This is a genomic window from Kocuria soli, assembly GCF_003797835.1.
GTDB lineage: Bacteria > Actinomycetota > Actinomycetes > Actinomycetales > Micrococcaceae > Kocuria > Kocuria soli.
The window spans coordinates 63,895-83,370 of record NZ_RKMF01000011.1 but is presented as its reverse complement, the minus strand read 5'-3'; the positions used below and the strand labels follow the sequence as shown (position 1 = coordinate 83,370).

Here is a 19,476-nt window from a genome sequence, read left to right as displayed (position 1 = left end):
CGCACCGCGGTGAGGGCCTTTGCACGTGACGATCAGCGTTTGACAGCCACCAGGAGTCCGGATCCCGGCGTCAGGATCGCCGACTGGAAACGTTCGTCCTCACGGAACAACCGGTGGATCTCGCGCTGCACCCGCGTGGACTCCTCGCGGATCACGGGATCGGGGACCTTGTCCTGATCCAACGTGTCCTGAACCAACAGGGTGCCCCCGGGGCGGAGCATCCGCGTCGCCTCGTCCACATAGAGCAGTGTGTTCGCGGCATCCGCGTCCAGGAAGACCAGATCGTAGGCCTCCGTGGTCAGCCGCGGGAGGACCAGGGAAGCGCGGCCGGAGATGGTCCGGACCCGGTTCCCCGCCACCCCCGCCTCGCGGAAGGTGTCGCGAGCAGCCCGGAGCGCGCGGACGTCGGTGTCAATGGTGGTCAGGACCGTGCCGTCGGGCAGGCCCCGAAGAATGGCCGTGCCCGAGACCCCGGCGCCGGTACCGACCTCGACGGCGGAGCGCGGCTTGGCTGCGGCTGTGAGAACCGTCAACGCGGCGGCCACGCCCGGGGTCACAGATCGAATGTTCAAGGCCGTGGCGCGCTCGCGGGCCCGCAACAGCACCTCGTCCTCCCGAGGGTACGCCTCGGCATAGGACCAGCTGGTGGTCTTGCCCCGGCCCATCCACACCTCCCGGTCTGCAATGTCGTCTCTGCGGTGATGTCTGTGTGTCGCGGTCTCTGCTCGGGCTCGGCGCAGTGGGCGCCGCGCGGGAGTTCACACGCTCTGAGCATCCTACTCGTCCGCCCGTGGGGCCCGGATGTGGGGCGGGATCGCGGGCAGCTTCCAGCCCCCGCACAGGTTGGCCGGTGAGCATGGTGGTGTTCCCGTCTGATCGTGCCGACGGCCTTCACGGGCCGAGATGCCCACACATGGATTGACTCAAGGTGCACAAGGTCTTCTGGTCCCACCGCATCGTGGTGACGTCACTGGCGGTGTCCGCGCTGCTCGTCGCCGGCATCGCACTCTCGGGGTGGTACGTCGGCTCCCGGGGGGCCGCGAACTCGGGTGGCTCGCCCACGGTCTCGGGCTCCACCTGGGTGGGGCCGCAAGGGTTGGTTCACACCCAGAACTCCGACGTCGACAGCTTGCGCGACGAAGGATGGACCCTGCCACTGGTCGGCCTCACCGGTTACCGGACCGAGGAACTTCGACAGACGACGGTGGCCGGGCAGCCCGCCGTCGTCGTGAACGTCGAATACCGCGGGAACCGCAGCATCGAGGTGGTCGAGCAACGGGGAGAGGTGGACACCGAGCACCCCGTGGACGGATTCACGGGTCTGCCCGCGACTGCCATGGGGATGGAACCCACCACGGTGGCCGGGAACGTGGTGTGGGTCTACGAGGGCTCCCCGTGGCGGGCCATGATCGTCCACGACGACGTCACCTACACTCTCGTCTCCGACGACGCCCCCGCCCGCATGGCCGCCGTGGTCCAGCAGGTCGAAGCCGGACACCGAGCGATCCTGGAACGCCCAGAGGAACTGGACCGGGGGACCGTTGACACGATTCTGGTCGGGTGGCGCCGGATCCTGGGGCTGCAGTGACCACCGGAGCGACCACCGGAGCTTCCACCGACCGACATCGACTCGAAGCGGACTCGGTCGGCACCCTGCCGACGTCCAGGTGGCTCCACGTCCGACTGCTAATCTCTTAGCCGTGTTCGGTATCAGTGGAGCGGAAGCCATCGTCCTGATCGTCGTGGCGCTGCTCGTCATCGGCCCCGAGCGTCTTCCGGAATACGCGCAGAAGCTCAAGGACCTGGTCAAGTCCGTGCGTCGTTATGCCAGCGGAGCCAAGGACGACCTGCGCGAGACCCTGGGACCCGAGGTCACGGACGTGGACTGGCGGAAGCTGGACCCGCGTCAGTACGACCCCCGGACCATCGTGCGCGACGCCCTGGCCGAGGTGGACCAGGAAGACGCAGCCGAACGACGTCGTAGGGAACGCGAGGAGCGCGAGGCCGCCCGGGAGGCACGCAAGGCCGAACGCGAAGCGGAACGTGAGAACGCCCCGGCCGCCGGGGGATCCACAGCGGCCACCGAGACCTCGACCCTGGTACGGATCACACCGGGCCAGCGAGCGCCCTTCGACACCGAGGCCACCTGAGTCGCCGGAACCGGTGATTCAGCGGGGGGTGACCCCCAGCGACTTGCCCACCAGTCCACGCGGACCGTCGATCGCGTCGGCGACCTCGGTCAACGCCATCGCCGCCGGGGACTCGGGGTGGGACCAGACCACCGGAACGCCGTCGTCGCCGGCCTCACGCAGGGTGACGTCCAGTGGGACGGAACCGAGCACACCCACCGGGTAACCCATCCGTTCGGTCAGGGAACTGGCGATCTTCTCTCCGCCGCCAGAGCCGAAAACCTCCAGCTGCGAGCCGTCGGGCATGACCATGGCGGCCATGTTCTCGACCACCCCGGCCACCGTCTGATCCGTCATGGCGGCAAGGGACCCCGCGCGCTCAGCGATTCCGGTCGCGGCCTGCTGCGGTGTGGAGACCACCAGGACCTTGGAATGCGGCAGTTTCTGGGCCACGGAGATGGCGACATCGCCTGTCCCCGGAGGCAGATCGAGCAGCAGATGGTCCAGGTCCCCGAAGTGGACGTCGGCCAGGAACTGTTCGATGGCCCGGTCCAGCAACGGGCCGCGCCAGACCACGGGGGTTTCGGGGTCGGTGAACATGCCGATCGAGATGACTTTGACCGTCCCCGGGGTGCCGGAGTCCTTGCGCGCGGCCTCCGGTACCTCCACCACGGCGGGCAGAATCATGTCGCCCACCTGGGTGGGGCCGCGGTGGATCCCGAACAGGCCCGGGATGGAGAAGCCGTGAATGTCAGCGTCCACCACGCCCACGGAACGACCCTTGGCGGCCAGGGCGGCGGCCACGTTGGCCGTCACGGAGGACTTGCCCACTCCGCCCTTCCCGGAAGACACCGCGTGCACCCTGGTCAGTGAGTTGGGGTCGGCGAACGGGATGGTACGCGTGTGGCCCAGCAGCTGCTTGAGTTCCTCCCGCTGCTCGGGCGTCATCACGTCCAGTTCCACGACCACGCGGTTGACCTCGTCCACGGCCTCCAGGGCTGTCTGGAGGTCGGACTCGATCGTGGACCGCAGCGGGCAACCGGAGATCGTCAGCAGGACCTCCACGACGGCGGTGCCGTCCGGTTCCAGGGCGGCTCGCCGGACCATGCCCAAGTCGAGCAGGGGCCGTTTCAGCTCGGGGTCCTCGACGGTGTTCAGAGCGTCCCGCAGTCGCGGATCGACCTCGGGTTCCGGAAGGGCTGGACGGGGGACTTCAGAACTCACGAGGGTCCTCTGTGCTTTCCGGGGGTTCGGTGTCCGCGGGGGTGCTCTCGGTCGGAATTCGCTCCACGGGAATGTTCTGAGGCGGAAGAACGACGGGAATGAGGCCCGTGGGTGCTGCCTTCGAGTCCCGGGAATCCCCTGCCCCGGATTTCTTCTTTTTCTTCTTCTTGCCTCCGGTGGCCACGGCGGACGGGTTCTTCTGGGCGGAGGGGGTGGCCGAGTCGCCGTCGTCCTCCTGGCGGTCCTCCAACAGCTCCTGCAAGAGGTCGCGCATCTCCGCACGCACGAAGTCGCGGGTCGCGACGTCGCGGACCGCCATGCGCAAGGAGGCGATCTCCCGGATGAGGTACTCGGTGTCCGCCAGGTTCTCCTCCTGGCGTTTGCGGTCCTGCTCGGCGATCACGCGGTCGCGGTCGTCCTGCCGGTTCTGCGCCAACAGCAGCAGGGGAGCCGCGTAGGAGGCCTGCAGGGAGAGCATCAGGGTCAACAGGGTGAAGTTCAGAGCCCGGGGGTCGAACTGCAGCGATTCCGGCATGACCGTGTTCCACCCCAGCCACACGGCCACGAACACGGTCATCCACATGAGGAACTGGGGCGTACCCATGAAGCGGGCGAAACCCTCGGTCATCTGACCGAAGGAGTCCGGGTTGGGCCGAAGCCGGTCCCAGGCGCCGTTGCGCAACCCGGAGGGGGTGTCCAGGCCGACGGGGCGACGATCAGGGTTGGTGCGGGTCTCACTCATAGCGTCGTCCCACCTTCCGCACAGGAGTTCCGTCGTCCCAGGTCCGCCAGTCGTCCGGCAGGAGGTCGTCCAGGATGTCGTCGATCGTGACCGCGCCGACCAGGCGTCGGTTCTCGTTGACCACGGGGATGATCGTCAAGTCGTAGGTCGCCAGTTCCTTGGCGACGTCAGAGACCGGGGACATGTCGCGGACGGGTTCGATCGAGGTGTCCAGCATGGTTCCCAGGGCCTCGGGTGGTGGGACTCTCAGGAGTTGTTGCATGTGGACCATGCCGAGGTAGCGGCCGGTGGGGGTTTCCAGCGGGGGGCGGCACACGAAGACCGCGGCGGCCACGGTGGGGGAGACCTCCTCCTGCCGGATCGCAGCGAGGGCGTCGGCCACGGTGGTCTCCGGGGACAGGATGATGGGCACCGGGGTCATCATGGACCCGGCCGTGCCCTCGTCGTACTCCAGGAGTCGACGCACGTCCTCGGCCTCTTCGGGCTGCATGAGCTGCAAGAGGTCCTCCGCCTGTGTGTCGGGCAGTTCGTTGAGCACGTCGGCGGCGTCGTCGGGTTCCATCTCCTCCAGAACGTCGGCGGCGCGCTCGACGTGGAGGTTGGTCAGGATGAAGACCTGGTCCTCCTCCGGAAGCTCCTGGAGCACGTCGGCCAGTCGGTCGTCCCTCAGCTCGCCGGCGATCTCGAGCATGCGCTTGGGGGAGAGGTCGTGCAGCTCTTCGGCGAGGTCGGCGGGCTGGTCCTCCTCGTGGGCGTGGACCCACTGGGTGGCGGCCTGCGGTCCCACGGAAGCCAGATCCCGGGCTTCTTCCCATGCGACCACCAAGGTTTCGCCGGAACGACGTCGCATGAGGCCACCGGCTGCGCCCGAACGGCGGACGTAGAGCTCCGTGAGTTGCCAGTCACCGGAGCGTGCCTGTTCCATGGCGACGTCGAGGATCTCCGCGGTCCCGGAGCCGTCGAGGAGTGCAACCTGCTGGTCGAACATCTCACCGATCACCAGCGTCTCCGAGCCGCGTTGTTCGAAGCGACGCAGATTGACCAGACCCGTGCACACGATGCGTTTGGAATCCATGCTGGTCACACGGGTCATCGGCACGAACACCCGCTTCTTGCCGAGGACTTCCACGACCATGCCCACCACGATGGGTCGTTTGACCGAGCTGGTTCTGCGCCCACCCGGGGCGCGGCGGAGCACCACGAAATCGCGCAGTCGCCCCACCCGATCGCCCAGCGGATCGAAGACGTCCAGGCCGATCAGCCGTCCGATGAAGATCTTTTCCAGGGAGCTGCTCACCGCACCAGCCTAATGGCCGTGAGCGGTTAAGCCCGTCGCGATGTCCGCGCGTAGCACTGGTCATGTGTAGGCCGAGGGGTCAATCATGGACGCATGAGTCTCTTCGGACAACGCCCATCGTCCATGACCCCGTCGGGGCCGCCTGAAGGTGAAACCATCGGCAGCTTCGAGCGGTACGCGGATGCCCAGACCGTCGTGGATCACCTGTCGGACCAACAGTTCGACGTCCAGCACGTCTCGATCGTCGGCCGGGACCTGACTTCCGTGGAACGGGTCACGGGACGTCTGACGTACCCGCGGGTGGCCTTGGCCTCGGCCTTGCAGGGGGCCATGTTCGGCCTGTTCTTCGGTGTGATTCTCGCAATGTTCGGGGGCAGCGGCTGGGGAGCCTCGGTGCTGCTGACCGTCCTCATGGGTGCTGCCTTCTGGGTGATCCTGGGAGTGGCGGGCTTTGCAGCACAACGCGGCCGCCGCGACTTCACCTCCGTGTCCACGGTTGCGGCATCGCGGTACGAGGTGGTGGTCAAGTCAGACCTGGCCGGCCAGGCGCGTGGCCTGGTCGCCGGACTGGACGTGCCCGGACTGCGCGGTGCCGGTCAGGGGGCCCGGAACGCGCCGGGCCGTGCCCCGGTTCCTGGACCGGCGCCCGCCAACGGCGCCGAGGCGCCGTCGACGGGCGGGGAAACCAGAACGGACACGGATGCGGTCCACCCGTCGGGGCGTGTGCCGTCCTCCGAGGAGGACCTGCCGGACGGTCGGCCCCGCTACGGAGTCCGGGTGGATCCGCAAGAACCTGCGGCGCCGCAGCCGGCTCCCCAGAACACTCCGAGCGACCACGCCTACGGGGAGCCGACGCGGGAAGTGTGAGGCAGCCGACCGGTCCTGGGCCAGGTTCGAGTCCGGTGCCGGTGCGGCCTGGGTCAGCCCTGCGTGAGACCCGCCATCCAGGCCTCGACCTCGTCCGGGTCCCTGGGCAGTGCGGCGGACAGGTTCTCGTTGCCGTCCTCGGTGATCAGGACGTCGTCCTCGATCCTGACACCGATGCCCCGGTACTCGGCCGGGACGGCCAAGTCCTCGTCTTTGAAGTACAGGCCGGGCTCGATCGTGAACACCATGCCGGGTTCGATCACCGCGTCCTGGTACATCTCCCGCCGCGCCTGCGCGCAGTCGTGGACGTCCAGCCCCAGGTGGTGGCTGGTGCCGTGCGGCATCCAGCGACGGTGGTGCTGACCCTCGACGGACAGTGACACCTCGGCGGACACGGGCAGCAGTCCCCATTCCTCGAGGCGCGTGGCAAGGACCTCCATGGCGGCGTCGTGGACGTCACGGAACCGATTGCCCGGTACGGCCACCTCGAAGGCCCTGTCGGCGGCGTCCAGCACGGCCTGGTAGATCTTCCGCTGCACAGGGGAGTAGATGCCGTTGACGGGGAGGGTGCGGGTGATGTCCGCCGTGTACAGGGACTCGGCCTCGACCCCGGCGTCCACCAGGATCAGGTCCCCCTCCGTGACCACACCGGTGTTGCGGATCCAGTGCAGCACGGTGGCGTTGTTGCCGGAAGCGGCGATGGTGTCGTACCCCAGGTCGTTGCCCTCGGAACGGGCTCGGGCGAAGAACGCGCCTTCGACCACGCGCTCGCCGCGCGGTCGGCCCGTCGCGGCACCCAGGGAACGGACCACGTCCTCGAAACCGCGGATGGTCATGGCCACGGACTCCCGCAGCTGGCCGACCTCGTGCTCGTCCTTGACCAGCCGCAGCTCGGAGAGTGCCTCCACCAACGCGCTGTCCTCCCGGTCGGCCGCCTCCAGATCCAGGTCTGCGTCGAGGCGACTGGAATCCACCAGCTGATCCACCCGCGCGTCGTGGGTCTTGAGCGCCCGTACCCGGACCCCACCCTGCGCGGGGTCACCGACGTTCTTGGTCAAGGCGGGTTCGAGCTGGGACAGGTCGGCGGTGCGGAGCCCGTAGGCGGAGGAGATCTCACGCAGGGTGGGGCGGTCTCCTACCCAGAACTGCCCGTTGCGTGAGTCCGCGTAGAACTCCTGGGTGTCCCGCCCGGCCATGGGGTGGAAGTAGAGCGTCGCGGTGTGGCTCGAGCCGTCGTCGCCCTGACCGTCGTCCGTGGGTTCCAGGACCAGCACGGCGCTCGGTTCGTGGTCCACCCCCAGACCGGTGAGGTGGGCGAAGGCCGAATGGGGCCGGAACCGGTAGTCCGTGTCGTTGGAGCGCACCTTGGGCGCCCCCGCGGGAACCACGATCCGCTCACCGGGGAAGCTCTCAGAGACCCGACGACGACGACGCGCCGCGTGATCGGCCACCGCCTCCCGGGGAAGCTCCGCGTCCTGCGGTTCCGCCCACTGTGAGGCCATGAACTGCTGGAAGGCCTTGGACTGCGGGGAGCGCGTGCGGTTCTCGCCGCGGTCCGCGAAGGACTGATCGGTGGCGTTCTCCTCGGTTTCGCCCGAGGGTGCCGTCGGCCGGGCGTTTTCGGAGGTCTGCTCAGCGGCGTTCTCAGAGGTGTTCTCGGAGGTGCTCGTCATGTCGCTCCATTCCGGGCCCCGTCCGGGCCCGTTGCAGATTCGGTGTCTCGGTCCATGGTGTCACTGTTGACCTCACCACCCGGACGGCACGGTGGCGATCGTCAGCACCGAGGAGCGAGGGCACGTGCCAGGATTGAGGGCATGCAGATCGACCTCCACACTCATTCCACCGCTTCCGACGGCACGCAACCGCCGGCCGACGTCATCCGGTGCGCGGCGGAGGCCGGCCTAGACGTCGTGGCGCTGACCGACCACGACACGACGGTGGGGTGGCCGGAGGCGGCGGAGGCCGCTGAACGGCACGGCATCGCTCTGGTCCGTGGCACGGAGGTGTCTTGCCAGACCGAGACCGGGATCTCCGTGCACCTGCTGTCCTACCTCCAGGACCCCGACCACGAGGGGCTCAACGAGGTCATGGAACGGGCCCGGACCTCACGGCTCACCCGGGCCCGGCGGATGACCGAACTCATCGGGCAGGACCATCCGATCACGTGGGAGATGGTCCAGGAGCACGTGGCGGACGGTGCGACCGTGGGGCGTCCGCACCTTGCCGACACCCTGGTGACGGCCGGTGTGGTGGCCGACCGGACGGAGGCCTTCGACACGATCCTGCACCCCCGCTCCGGCTACTACGTGCGCCACTACGCGCCCGACCCCGTGACGGCGGTCCGGTTGGTCCGCGCGGCCGGAGGCGTGCCGGTGATGGCGCATCCCATGGCGGCCGTTCGCGGGCGGGTGGTCGGGACGGAGGTCCTCAAGGCCATGATCGACGCGGGCCTGGCGGGGCTTGAGATCGCCCACCGGGACAACTCGGAGGCCGGCCGCGCACAGCTGTCCGAGCTCGCGGCACAGCACGACCTGATCGTCACCGGCTCCTCCGACTACCACGGAGCGGGCAAACCGAACCAACTCGGCGAAAACCTCACCTCGATCCATTCGCTGCGTCGGATCGAGTCCGAGGCGGGGGGAGCCACCCCCGTGCTCCGGTAGTCGCGAACGGAAAGGGCCGGTGCCCCGAGACCGAGGTCTCGGGGCACCGGCCCTTTCCGTGGCTGTCGGGTTAGCCCTCGCCGCCTTCGGTGGTGCGCTGGTTCTGCCCCGAGCCCTGCCCGTTCGTGGTCCGCCGCCGACGGCGCCGCCGCTTGGCCTGGCCTTCGCCCGAGCCCTGCGCCCCGGAACGGTCGTGGCCCTGACCGGAGTCCCCGTTGCCCGATCCGCTCTTGCGTTCGTGATCGTGCGGACGACCGTCGCGCTCGGCGCCGTCGGGAGCAGTGTCACCCGAGCGCTGTGCGCCGTGGTGGGCGCGGTTGCCGCCGCGGCCGCCCGAACGACGACGCTGCCGGTCGGAACCGCGTCCGGAGCGTTCGCCGTCGCGATCCGAGGAGCGACCGCCACGTCCGCTGCGGCCACCGCGCCCGTTCTCCGAACCCTGACGGGCGGACTTGTCCGGCCCTCCCAGGTCCTCGAGCTCTTCGGCGGCCAGACCCGCGTGAGTGCGCTTGCTCTTGGGCAGACGGCCCTTCGTGCCTTCGGGGATCCCCAGGTCGGTGTAGAGGTGCGCGGAGGAGGAGTACGTCTCGCGCGGCTCCTGTACCCCGAGCTCCAGGGCCTTGTCGATCAGGCGCCACCGCGGGACGTCGTCCCAGTCCACGAACGTGACGGCGGTGCCCTTGTTCCCGGCACGGCCCGTACGGCCCGTTCGGTGGAGGAACGTCTTCTCGTCCTCGGGGCACTGGTAGTTGATCACGTGCGTGACATCGTCGACGTCGATGCCGCGGGCCGCGACGTCCGTGGCGACCAGCACGTCCACCTTGTTGTTGCGGAAGGCCCGCAGCGCCTGTTCGCGCGCGCCCTGGCCGAGGTCGCCGTGCAGGGGAGCGGCGGCAAAACCGCGCTTGGACAGTTCGTCGGCCACTTTCGCGGCGGTGCGTTTGGTGCGGGTGAAGATGATGGTCTTCCCGCGGCCCTCGGCCTGCAGGATCCGGGACACCACCTCGTCCTTGTCCAGGTGGTGGGCGCGGTAGATGACCTGGCGGATGTCCGCCTTGGTCGTGCCTTCGTCCGGGGCCGCGGCGCGGATGTGCATGGGCTTGGACATGTAGCGGCGGGCCATGGCGACGACGGGGCCGGGCATGGTCGCGGAGAACAGCATGGTGTGGCGTACTCGGGGGACCGTCGAGAGGATCTTCTCCACATCGGGCAGGAAGCCCAGGTCCAGCATCTCGTCCGCCTCGTCCAGGACCACGGCTTTGACCTGGGAGAGGTCAAGGTGGTGCTGACGGTTCAGGTCGATCAGGCGACCCGGGGTGCCGACCACGATCTCCGCGCCCTTCTCGAGGGCTTCGATCTGGGGCTCATAGGCGCGGCCGCCGTAGATGGTCAGTACGCGCGCGTTGCGGGTCTTGGCCGCGGTGGCCAGGTCGGAACCCACCTGGACGGCCAGTTCACGCGTGGGGACGATGATGAGTGCCTGTGGGGCTCCGGCGTTCTTGAGGTCATCCCAGCCCTCGTCGTCGCGTCCCACGACGCGCTGGATCACGGGGATACCGAAGCCCAGGGTCTTGCCGGTTCCGGTCTTGGCCTGGCCGATGATGTCCTGCCCGGTGAGAGCCACCGGGAGGGTCATGGCCTGGATGGGGAACGGGGAAGTGATGCCTTCGGCCGCCAGAGCGTCGACGATGTCCTGGCGGACCCCGAAGTCCGCGAAGGACTTGGGCGCCTCGGCGACCGTCTTCTCGTTCGCATCCACGGAGGCCTCGGCGACCTCTTCGATCGTCGCAGCGGTTTCAGCGGCCTCGGGAGACTCTGGGGTCCCAGCGATGTCAGCGGGTGCTGTGGGCTCGGTGGTCTCTGCCGATAGGTTCTCGGTCACGGTGGAATGGTCCTTGTCCGTCGATCGGGTGCGCGCGGGGCCGGAAACGTTGATCACGTCCGACCGCGGGAATCAGGGCCCGCGGGAAGCGGACGCATGCGCGCAGTGGGGAAGCCGATCGCGGTGGGTGCGGCGAAGACGGTGCCTCCGCCACGTGGTTGTGACTTGATCTCGTCGACGACCGGTCATCCAGTGCGCAACCACTCTACCGGTTGGTCGAGGTCAGGCGTTGGAGACGCCCGGCATGAATCCGACCTTGCGACGGGCTTCGGAGCCGATTTCGACGTAGGCGATGCCCGCGGTCGGGATGATGGTGGTGTGATCCTTGGCATCGGTCAGTGACAGGACCGATCCCTCGGACAGGGCCTTGTTGACCAGTTCCTGGGCCTCTCCCGCGCTCAACGGGGAGTCGACGACGACTTCGCGGCCGACGTTCTGGATACCGATCTTGATCTCCACGGTGCCTCCTGCGGCTGGGTTTGACTCGTCCGGCTGCAAGGCCGATCCGCGAGCCATTCTAGGAACCGGTCAGGTCCAGTCCTCGTCGATGATGCTGATTCCGCCCCAGGCTAAACGAAAGACCTGCCGTTCGGCCTCGGCGCGATCGCCGACCTCGGCGTGATGCGCCCAGTAGGAGGCACCGGCCTCTGCCATTGCGGTCAGGGAACGGGAGAGCATCACGGCGTGTCCCTGACTCAGACCCGCGTTCGGACCGAGCACCGATCCGATGGCCTCGGCCACCCCCACGTGGAAGTTTTCAAACCGGGTGCGGATCTCCGGATCGGCGAGCAGGTCGCTTTCGAAGATCAGCCGGTAGGCCTGGGGCTGGTCGGCCACGAAGTCGAAGTACACGGACAGCATGGACTCCACGCGCGTGCGGTTCACGGGGCTCGAACGCAGGGCCTCGATCAGCCGGGCGGCCAGCCCTTCCAGGTTGTCGTCCACCAGGGCCAGGTACAACTCCCGCTTTCCGGGGAAGTGCTGGTAGAGCACGGGTTTCGAGACCCCGGCCGCTTCCGCGATGTCGTCCATGGAAGCCTTGTGGTACCCGTGCAGGGAGAAAGCCTCGAGCGCGACAGCCAGGAGCTGTGCACGCCTCTGGGCTCGCGGCATCCTCGGTGAGCGCGGGCGTTGTTCTGACATGGTGGCTCCTGCCGCCGGGTCACCCCGCCGCGCGCGGCACGGAACGAAGTCGCGGCTCGGAGTTGGTGGTTGTGTCGCGGTGACCGCGCACCTGTTCGGTGCCCCGTTCGTGGGCGGCGGGATCCGCAGACGTGGGCTCGGAGGCGTCGCTCGCGTGCTTGGCCTCGGGCTCCGGGACCTCGATGCCGAAGAGTGCCTCCAACCCTGCCAGGTAGTCCTCGGCGCGGCCTTCCTGGGCGAGTTTGCGGGCACGCACCGTGGGCTCGTGGAGCAGGGACTTCACCATGCGGCGCATGGCGAACTCCACTTCCTCGTGTGCCGCGGTGCACCCGTGCTGTTGCCGGATCTTCTCGAGTTCCCGGTCGAGCACACCCATCGTGTACTGCCGAAGTGCCACGATCGCGGTGCTCATGTCCCGCCCTTCGCGGCGCTGCCGGAACCGCTGGGTGGCCTGGTCCACGATCTGTTCCGCCGCGGCCACGGATTCGTCGGTCTCCTCCGGGGCGGCGAGCTTGACGGACTCCAAGGTGATCAGTTCGACCTCGGGCAGATCGGCGACGGCGGGGTCGAAGTCCCGGGACAGGGCAAGATCCACCACGGTCAGCGGTCCGAGCGGGATCTCCTCGACCGACATGGGTTCTGAACCACCCGAGCAGCCGATCACGACGTCGCAACGTAGGAGGGCGTCCTGCAGGCCGTCGCCATCCACCGGGGTTCCGCCGCGGTTGGCCGTGAACTGCTCGGCCCGGCCCGAGGCGGAGTAGACCTCGATGTCCGCGCAGCCGCGGTCGCGCAGGGCCGCCATTGTGGCGCCCGCGTAGGCACCCGTGCCGAAGACCAGGGCGCGGCGCTGGGGCCACTGTCCGGCCGTGACGTCGTCGGCAAGGTCGAGGGCGACGGAGACGATCGAGCGCCCGCGCTCACCCAGGCTGGTGTGCGTGCCGACTTCCCGCGCGGTCTGTGCCGCCGCTTCGAACAGTCGCACGAGTTCTCCCGAGGCGGTACCGGAGCGCTGCGCTTCGGTCAGGGCGCGCCGCACTTGTCCGGTGATTTCCCGTTCACCCACGACCGCGGACTCCAGTCCCGAGACCACGGTGAAGAGGTGACGGGCGGCGTCGTCGTCGACCAGCAGGCGCACGCCGGAGGCGACGTCACCGGGGTCGAATCCCGCGCGCTGGGCCAGCAGCTCCACCAACTGATCGCGCGACTGCGCGACCACCCGGGGGTCACCGGCGTCAGCGTCGAGTTCGCCGTAGAGCTCGAGTCGGTTGCAGGTCGACAGTGCGACAGCGCCGGTCAGGGCACCTGAGTTGACCATGTCCGAGGGCAGGCCGAACGCACCGTCCGCCAGACGGGCAACGGTTGTGAGATCGACATCGCGGTGTGAGGCGACCAGAGAAAAGAGCACCACAGTGATTGCATCGTAACGCCAACCGGTGGCGGCACATGTCACCGCAGTGCTCGAAGTGGTGTCGGACCCAATCACTGACGACGCGTCACCAAACCCCGGCGAGGTGCTTGGCACAATGGCGGTGATGACGACTTCACCTACCCCCCACAGTGCTGCGCCGGGGCATGTGATCGGGCACGACGACGTGACCGACTCCACGGCTCCCTCCGGTTTCAGAGGCGGGTTTGCCAACCTCCCCACTGACCACCCCCTCCGCTCCGGTCGCACGCTCGAGACACCTCTCCTGCAGGCCCTCACCGCACGGAAACCGGCTCACCCGCCCGTGTGGTTCATGCGCCAGGCCGGCCGGTCCCTGCCCGAGTACCGCGAGGCCCGCGGCCAGACGGCCATGCTCGATGCCTGCCTGACCCCGGATCTGGCCGCCGAGATCACACTCCAGCCGGTGCGTCGGCACAACGTGGACGCGGGCATCTTCTTCTCGGACATCGTGGTGCCGCTGCGCCTGGCCGGCGTGGACGTGGAGATCGTGCCGGGCAAGGGCCCCGTCCTGGGCACCCCGGTCCGTACGGCAGCGGACGTCGCCGCCCTGCCGGAAATCGACGACGACGCACTGGAGCCCATCCGCGAGGCGGTGGCCCTGACGGTGGCCGAACTCGGGGAGACCCCTCTCATCGGGTTCGCCGGTGCCCCGTTCACGGTGGCCGCCTACATGGTCGAAGGCGGACCGTCCCGTGACCACCTGCTCCCTCGCACGATGATGCACGCGGACCCGGAGGCCTGGGACGCGCTCGCGAACTGGGCGGCACGCGCCTCCGGTGCGTTTCTGCGGGCGCAGGTGCTCGCAGGGGCCTCCGCCGTGCAGCTGTTCGACTCCTGGGCGGGATCGTTGTCCGTCCACGACTACCTGGACCACGTGGTGGGGCACTCGGCCACCGCACTGTCCGCCGTCGCCGACCTCCCCGTTCCCCGGATCCATTTCGGAACCGGAACCGGCGAACTGCTCGGGGCCATGCGCGACGCCGGGGCGGAAGCGGTGGGCGTGGACCATCGAATCCCGCTCGAGGAGGCCAACCGCCGACTGGGCGGGCGTACGGTGGTTCAAGGCAACATCGACCCCGCGTTGCTCCCCGCCCCGACGGACATCCTGCACCGGCACGTCGACGACGTGCTCCGTGGTGGATCGCAGGCCCCGGGGCACGTGGTGAACCTGGGCCACGGTGTGCCGCCGAGCACCGACCCGAACGTCCTGACCGACCTGGTCAGCTACATCCATGCGAGCACCGTCGCCTCCGGGCGCGGCTGAGCCGCTACCACCACCTCCGGTGACCGCCTAGGCAGCGGGCCCCACCGGAATCTGAAAGGAGCCTTCCGGTGACCCCCTCCTCGGACGAGCACCAGAGCGCCACGAAGTACCGCCGAGCACGCAGTGCGCTCGTGGTCGGGGGTGGTGTCGCCGGACTCGTGGCCGCGCGGGACCTGGCGATCGCGGGGCTGCGCGTGACCCTGGTCGAATCCCGGCCCCAGTTCGGTGGCGCCGTGGGCTCCCACATGGTTGCGGACCTGGTCCTGGATTCCGGGGCGGAGTCCTTCGCGACCCGCACCGACGATGTTGCCGACCTCATCAAGGAACTCGGCCTGACCGGTCGGGTGTGCGCACCGAATCAGGCGGGGTCTTGGGTGTACCTGGCCGACGGCGCGCGGCCCGGCGAGCGCTCCGGCGTGCTCGGAATCCCGGGTGATCTGGACCGGGAAGGGCTGAGGGAGACCCTCGGCAAGTACGGCATGTGGCGGGCCAAGCTGGACCTGAAACGACCGGCACGCGTCGGTGTCAAGGCCAAGACGGTGGGGGAGCTCGTCCGGGCCCGTATGGGCGCGGCCGTGGTCGAGAAACTCGTGGCACCCTTCACCCTCGGCGTGCATTCGCTGCACCCCGACGAACTCGACGTCGACACCGTGGCACCCGGCCTGCGCAAGGCCCTCCAGGAGTGCGGGTCCCTGACCGCTGCCGCCGCCTCCCTGCGGCAGGCCACACCGGCCGGGCAGAACGTTGCGAGCCTCAGCGGCGGCATGAACGTCCTGGCCGAAGCCCTGGTTCGTGACCTGACCACCAGGGGAGTCAAGCTCGTGACCGGGTACGACGTCCTGGCCCTGGACCGCGACCCCCGGCGTTCGGGCTGGATGGTGGTCCAACGGCAGCCGGACACCGGGGACAAGACGGCGATCGCCCGCGGTGAGCTGCTGGTCATGGCCGCCGACGGCAGCAGCGCCATCCGTCTGCTCTCCGGGGTGGACCGGGACTTCGCCCAGTTGCAGCCCGACCCGAGCCCCAAGGTGGCCCTGGCCACGCTCGTCGTCGACCGCCCGGAGCTCGATGCGGCCCCGCGAGGCACGGGCGTGCTGGTCGCCCCCGACGCCAAGGACGTGCGGGCGAAGGCCATGACCCACGCCTCTGCCAAGTGGCAGTGGGTCCGTGACGCCTTGCCCGCGGGACGCCACGTGGTCCGGCTCTCCTACGGCCGAGGCGGGGAGAAGGACAACCAGGTATCACCCGAACTCGCCCTCACGGACGAGCAGTTGGTGACCCTGGCCATGCGGGACGCCTCCACCCTCCTGGGCGTCCGTCTGCGCCCTCAGGACTTGGTGGATGCGGACGTCGTGCGCTGGGAACAGGCGCTGAGCCGGCCCTCGCCCGGACACCGTGACCGGGTCGTGCGGTTGCGTGAGGACGTGGCCAAGCTGCCCGCGGCCGTCGCCGTGGGCGCGTGGCTGGCCGGTACCGGCCTGGCCGCCGTCGTCAAGGACACCCGCCGTGAGGTCGCCGAACTGCTGGAACGCGAGGCCGCGTCACCGGCCACGGACGACCACCCGTGAACGACACCCACCAGTCAGAATCACCCGACAGACAGTCCGAGGATCCCGACGAGGACCGGACCAGGAAGGACGAGAGAACCGTGAGCGAGAACGCACCGTCGAGCACGCAGAGCACACAGACCCCGGAGCAGGCGGAGGAGACCCTCTACTGGGCCGTGTGGTCGGTGTACGCCCGTGATCACGGCCGCACCGCGTTGACCGCGGCGGAGGAGGCCCCGGCCGTCGAGGAGTTCGACGCGCTGGTGGCCGCCCTGGCCGAGGAAGGTGTGATCGTCCGCGGCACCTACGACGTTTCCGGGCAGCGCAACGACGCCGACGTCATGCTCTGGCTGCACGGCGACGACCCCCAGGCGCTGCAGTCCGCCCTGCGCCGCGTCCGCCGCACCGCGCTGATGGCAGGCACCCACCAGGTGTGGTCCTCGATGGGTGTGCACCGCGACGCGGAGTTCACCCGCAACCACCTGCCCTCCTTCGCCCGCGGGGTGGCCCCGGAGAAGTGGATGTGCGTCTACCCGTTCGTGCGCTCCTACGACTGGTACTACATGGACGACGAGCATCGCTCCAAGATCCTGCGCGACCACGGCATGAAGGGCCGGGATTACCCGCAGGTGCTGGCCAACACCATCGCCTGCTTCGGGCTCAACGACTACGAATGGCTGCTCGGCCTGGAGGCTCCTGAACTCGTGGACCTGGTGGACCTCATGCGTCACTTCCGGAACACCGAGGCACGGCTGTACGTACGCGAGGAGACCCCGTTCTACACCGGCCGCCGGGTGGAGACCGCGGAACTGCTCGAGGTTCTTCGATGAGCGCCGGTCAGACCCGGGACCGGGAGGTCGAACCGGAGGAGGTGCTCGCGCCGTCGTCGGTCGTGGTGCCGACCGGTGACGAGCTGGCCCGCCTTGCAGCCGACGGCGGAACGGGTGCGACGGCGGGTGCAGCGCAGATTTCCTCTGCGGCGCTGAGCCAGGCCCGCGCCGACGAAGCCGCCGAGTGGGACGCCGTGGTGCTGTCCTCCTTCGGCGGGCCGGAAGGTCAGGACGACGTGATCCCGTTCCTGCGTAACGTCACGCGCGGCCGCGGCATCCCGGACGAGCGCCTCGAGGAAGTCGCCACGCATTACCGGGCCAACGGTGGGGTCTCGCCGATCAATGCGCAGAACCGTGCCCTGCTGGCCGCGCTGGAGGCCGAAATGCGGGACCGCGGTGTCGAGACGCCGATCCTGTGGGCGAATCGCAACTGGGAACCCTACGTCGGCGACGTCGTCCGGCAGCTGCACGACGAGGGCAAGGACCGGGTGCTGGTGCTCGCGACCTCCGCCTTCTCCGGGTACTCGTCCTGCCGCCAGTACCGCGAGGACTACGGGGTGGCGGTGCGGGAAGCGGGCCTGCAGGACCGGATGACGATCGGCAAGATCCGTCAGTACTACGACTCCGAAGGCTTCCTGCTCCCGTTCGTGGAGGGTCTGGAAACCGCCCTGACCGAGATCACGGCCCAGGACTCCTACGGCGAGGGCCCCACGCGGATCCTGTTCGCGGCCCATTCCGTGCCCGACGTGGACGCCGTGGCCTCCGGGCCCGAGCAGATGCGGGACCGTTTCGTGGGTGGCTCCGCCTATGTCCACCAGCTGCTCTCGGCTTCCCGGGAAATCATGGCCCGCCTGGCCGACCGTGCCGGGCACGGGTCCGTCGATCAGCTGCCCGACTGGGAGCTGGTCTTCCAGTCCCGCTCCGGCTCGCCGAAGGTGCCGTGGCTGGAACCCGACGTCAACGACGCGATCGAGAAGGCCGCGGGTGACGGCGTGGGTGGCGTGATCGTGGTCCCGATCGGATTCGTCTCCGATCACATGGAGGTCATCTGGGACCTGGACACCGAAGCGCGGGAAACGGCCGCCGAACAGGGCCTCGCGTTCATCCGCACGGCCACCCCCGGTACGCACCCGGCATTCGTCGCGGCACTGGTGGACCTGATCGAACAGCGCATGGTCGGACGCTCCGCCCCCGAGCGGGTCTCCGCGTGCGCCGAGGGCACCTGGTTCGACACCTGCGCGGCCGAATGCTGCACCAAGGTGCTCCGCGGCGCCACCGAACCCCGGCCCACGGTCGCCCAGCGCGAGCCCGGGGCTCCGCTGCCGGTGGGTACCGATGACGACGGAGCCGTGGTCTACGCATGAGTTCTGCACCGACGGCGGTCCTGCGCGTGGGAACCCGGGGCTCGGACCTGGCGGTGACCCAGACCGGTCACGCGGCACAGGCGCTGAGTGTCGCCGCCGCGGCCGCCGGAGCACCGTTGGAGCACGAGCTCACGATCATCCGCACCGAAGGTGACGTGGCCACGGGCTCGCTGGCCTCCTTGGGCGGCACCGGCGTGTTCGCCGCAGCCTTGCGGCACGCCCTGGTGGAGACCCGGGTGGATCTGGCGGTGCATTCGCTCAAGGACCTCCCCACGGCCCCGCACCCTGGACTGGCCATCGGCGCGGTCCCCGTCCGCGAGGATCCCCGGGACGCCCTGTGTGCCCGCGACTGCCTGGCCCTTGCCGATCTGCCCCTCGGGGCCAAGATCGGTACGGGGTCACCGCGCCGGGCCGCGCAGTTGTTGGCGGCCCGCCCCGACCTGGTCATGGTCGACATCCGCGGCAACGTCCCCACCCGTCTGGGCAGAGTTGCCGGGCTGGACGAGGACGGGCCGGGGGACCTGGACGCCGTGGTGCTGGCGGCGTCGGGACTCAACCGGCTGGGACTCGGTGACAGGATCACGGAGTACCTGGACCCGTCGGTCGTGTTGCCGGCCCCCGGTCAGGGTGCCTTGGCGCTCGAGGTGCGCGCGGACCTGCTGTTGGCCGATCCGGAACTGGCGACCCAGGCCTCCGGGGCCTACGGCGAGTTCCCCTCCGTTCGCCCGGACCCCGGGCGTGCGGGGCAGGCCGAACTGGACGCCCGCCTGCTCGCCGCACTGGGTGCGGTGAACCACCAGGAGACCCGGTGGGCCGTGACCGCCGAGCGGTCCTTGCTGGCCCGGCTGGAAGCCGGGTGCGCGGCGCCGGTCGGCACGTTGGCCACGGTCGAGGACGGGTTGCTGGTGCTGCGCGTTGCCGTGGCAGCCCCCGACGGGAGCCGGATCATGCGGCGCACGGAAGCCTCCGACGAACTCTCCGCCGAAGCCGCGCGTGAACTCGGCCGGAGGGTCGGCGATGGGCTGTTGGCCGACGGCGCCGCCGCACTGGCGGGACTGGCCTGAGGCTGCGGTC

The 19,476-nt window shown here is 69.2% G+C and carries 18 protein-coding genes; 9 read left to right on the top strand and 9 right to left on the bottom strand.

What is annotated here, in order from left to right; genetic code table 11:
• Positions 1–32: 32 nt before the first annotated feature.
• Positions 33–665, bottom strand: coding sequence for an O-methyltransferase (locus EDL96_RS09295; protein ID WP_123825517.1), 633 nt, complete (start codon positions 663–665; stop codon positions 33–35).
• Positions 666–928: 263 nt separating this feature from the next.
• Between EDL96_RS09295 and EDL96_RS09290 the strand changes: the two genes are divergently transcribed.
• Together EDL96_RS09290 and EDL96_RS09285 are read left to right on the top strand one after the other, a co-directional pair.
• On the top strand, positions 929–1,588 hold the full coding sequence (locus EDL96_RS09290; RefSeq protein ID WP_123825516.1) for a hypothetical protein: 660 nt from the start codon (positions 929–931) through the stop codon (positions 1,586–1,588).
• A gap of 112 nt (positions 1,589–1,700) precedes the next feature.
• Positions 1,701–2,150: a twin-arginine translocase TatA/TatE family subunit gene (locus EDL96_RS09285; RefSeq protein ID WP_123825515.1), complete on the top strand. Its 450-nt coding sequence runs from the start codon at positions 1,701–1,703 to the stop codon at positions 2,148–2,150.
• A gap of 18 nt (positions 2,151–2,168) precedes the next feature.
• On the opposite strand, the gene EDL96_RS09280 is transcribed toward EDL96_RS09285, so the two are convergent.
• Genes EDL96_RS09280 through EDL96_RS09270 form a run of 3 tightly spaced genes read right to left on the bottom strand, consistent with a single transcriptional unit; the run spans position 2,169 to position 5,392 of the window.
• A complete protein-coding gene (locus EDL96_RS09280) occupies positions 2,169–3,353 on the bottom strand; it encodes a P-loop NTPase (protein WP_233568804.1) in 1,185 nt (394 codons plus the stop codon).
• Positions 3,343–4,095: a DUF1003 domain-containing protein gene (locus tag EDL96_RS09275; protein ID WP_123825514.1), complete on the bottom strand. Its 753-nt coding sequence runs from the start codon at positions 4,093–4,095 to the stop codon at positions 3,343–3,345. Before EDL96_RS09275 ends, EDL96_RS09280 begins: the two co-directional genes overlap by 11 nt.
• Entirely contained in the window at positions 4,088–5,392 is a 1,305-nt protein-coding gene (locus EDL96_RS09270; RefSeq protein WP_123825513.1) for a magnesium transporter MgtE N-terminal domain-containing protein, read from the bottom strand. Before EDL96_RS09270 ends, EDL96_RS09275 begins: the two co-directional genes overlap by 8 nt.
• A 93-nt stretch (positions 5,393–5,485) precedes the next feature.
• On the opposite strand from EDL96_RS09270, the gene EDL96_RS09265 reads away from it, so the two are divergent.
• A complete protein-coding gene (locus tag EDL96_RS09265) occupies positions 5,486–6,259 on the top strand; it encodes a general stress protein (RefSeq protein WP_123825512.1) in 774 nt (257 codons plus the stop codon).
• Positions 6,260–6,312: 53 nt separating this feature from the next.
• Here the strand turns inward: EDL96_RS09265 and EDL96_RS09260 are convergent, their stop codons facing one another.
• Positions 6,313–7,932, bottom strand: coding sequence for an aminopeptidase P family protein (locus EDL96_RS09260; protein WP_123825511.1), 1,620 nt, complete (start codon positions 7,930–7,932; stop codon positions 6,313–6,315).
• A gap of 141 nt (positions 7,933–8,073) precedes the next feature.
• On the opposite strand from EDL96_RS09260, the gene EDL96_RS09255 reads away from it, so the two are divergent.
• On the top strand, positions 8,074–8,922 hold the full coding sequence (locus EDL96_RS09255) for a PHP domain-containing protein (protein WP_123825574.1): 849 nt from the start codon (positions 8,074–8,076) through the stop codon (positions 8,920–8,922).
• 70 nt (positions 8,923–8,992) lie between these two features.
• Here EDL96_RS09255 and EDL96_RS09250 read toward each other — a convergent pair whose 3' ends face one another.
• The 4 genes from EDL96_RS09250 to EDL96_RS09235 form a co-directional block, all read right to left on the bottom strand.
• Positions 8,993–10,705, bottom strand: coding sequence for a DEAD/DEAH box helicase (locus EDL96_RS09250; protein WP_233568814.1), 1,713 nt, complete (start codon positions 10,703–10,705; stop codon positions 8,993–8,995).
• A 321-nt stretch (positions 10,706–11,026) separates the two neighbouring features.
• A complete protein-coding gene (locus tag EDL96_RS09245; protein WP_123825510.1) occupies positions 11,027–11,263 on the bottom strand; it encodes a DUF3107 domain-containing protein in 237 nt (78 codons plus the stop codon).
• Positions 11,264–11,332: 69 nt separating this feature from the next.
• A complete protein-coding gene (locus EDL96_RS09240) occupies positions 11,333–11,947 on the bottom strand; it encodes a TetR/AcrR family transcriptional regulator (protein ID WP_123825509.1) in 615 nt (204 codons plus the stop codon).
• Between the two features lie 19 nt (positions 11,948–11,966).
• Positions 11,967–13,358 (bottom strand): glutamyl-tRNA reductase, encoded by a 1,392-nt coding sequence (locus EDL96_RS09235; RefSeq protein ID WP_123825508.1) that lies wholly within the window; start codon positions 13,356–13,358, stop codon positions 11,967–11,969.
• Between the two features lie 124 nt (positions 13,359–13,482).
• Between EDL96_RS09235 and hemE the strand changes: the two genes are divergently transcribed.
• The 5 genes from hemE (at position 13,483) to hemC (ending at position 19,466) form a co-directional block, all read left to right on the top strand.
• The gene (hemE, locus tag EDL96_RS09230; protein ID WP_199732579.1) at positions 13,483–14,661 is read left to right on the top strand and encodes a uroporphyrinogen decarboxylase; all 1,179 of its coding nucleotides are present in this window, start codon (positions 13,483–13,485) and stop codon (positions 14,659–14,661) included.
• Positions 14,662–14,729: 68 nt separating this feature from the next.
• Positions 14,730–16,229 (top strand): protoporphyrinogen oxidase, encoded by a 1,500-nt coding sequence (hemG, locus tag EDL96_RS09225; RefSeq protein ID WP_123825506.1) that lies wholly within the window; start codon positions 14,730–14,732, stop codon positions 16,227–16,229.
• A gap of 80 nt (positions 16,230–16,309) precedes the next feature.
• Complete coding sequence (gene hemQ, locus EDL96_RS09220) at positions 16,310–17,038, top strand: hydrogen peroxide-dependent heme synthase (protein WP_123825505.1); 729 nt, start codon at positions 16,310–16,312, stop codon at positions 17,036–17,038.
• Positions 17,035–18,402 carry a ferrochelatase gene (locus EDL96_RS09215; RefSeq protein ID WP_123825504.1) on the top strand — a complete coding sequence of 456 codons (1,368 nt, stop codon included), beginning with the start codon at positions 17,035–17,037 and terminating at the stop codon, positions 18,400–18,402. Before hemQ ends, EDL96_RS09215 begins: the two co-directional genes overlap by 4 nt.
• Positions 18,399–19,466, top strand: coding sequence for a hydroxymethylbilane synthase (hemC, locus tag EDL96_RS09210; RefSeq protein WP_123825503.1), 1,068 nt, complete (start codon positions 18,399–18,401; stop codon positions 19,464–19,466). Before EDL96_RS09215 ends, hemC begins: the two co-directional genes overlap by 4 nt.
• Positions 19,467–19,476 lie beyond the last annotated feature (10 nt).

What these genes read in the sequence shown, in the direction of transcription:
- hemE (WP_199732579.1), top strand. Translation starts at nt 13,483, where the DNA reads ATGACGACTTCACCTACCCCCCACAGTGCTGCGCCGGGGCATGTGATC.
- EDL96_RS09260 (WP_123825511.1), bottom strand. Translation starts at nt 7,932, where the DNA reads ATGACGAGCACCTCCGAGAACACCTCTGAGAACGCCGCTGAGCAGACC.
- EDL96_RS09240 (WP_123825509.1), bottom strand. Translation starts at nt 11,947, where the DNA reads ATGTCAGAACAACGCCCGCGCTCACCGAGGATGCCGCGAGCCCAGAGG.
- EDL96_RS09295 (WP_123825517.1), bottom strand. Translation starts at nt 665, where the DNA reads ATGGGCCGGGGCAAGACCACCAGCTGGTCCTATGCCGAGGCGTACCCT.
- EDL96_RS09255 (WP_123825574.1), top strand. Translation starts at nt 8,074, where the DNA reads ATGCAGATCGACCTCCACACTCATTCCACCGCTTCCGACGGCACGCAA.
- hemC (WP_123825503.1), top strand. Translation starts at nt 18,399, where the DNA reads ATGAGTTCTGCACCGACGGCGGTCCTGCGCGTGGGAACCCGGGGCTCG.
- EDL96_RS09265 (WP_123825512.1), top strand. Translation starts at nt 5,486, where the DNA reads ATGAGTCTCTTCGGACAACGCCCATCGTCCATGACCCCGTCGGGGCCG.
- EDL96_RS09275 (WP_123825514.1), bottom strand. Translation starts at nt 4,095, where the DNA reads ATGAGTGAGACCCGCACCAACCCTGATCGTCGCCCCGTCGGCCTGGAC.
- EDL96_RS09215 (WP_123825504.1), top strand. Translation starts at nt 17,035, where the DNA reads ATGAGCGCCGGTCAGACCCGGGACCGGGAGGTCGAACCGGAGGAGGTG.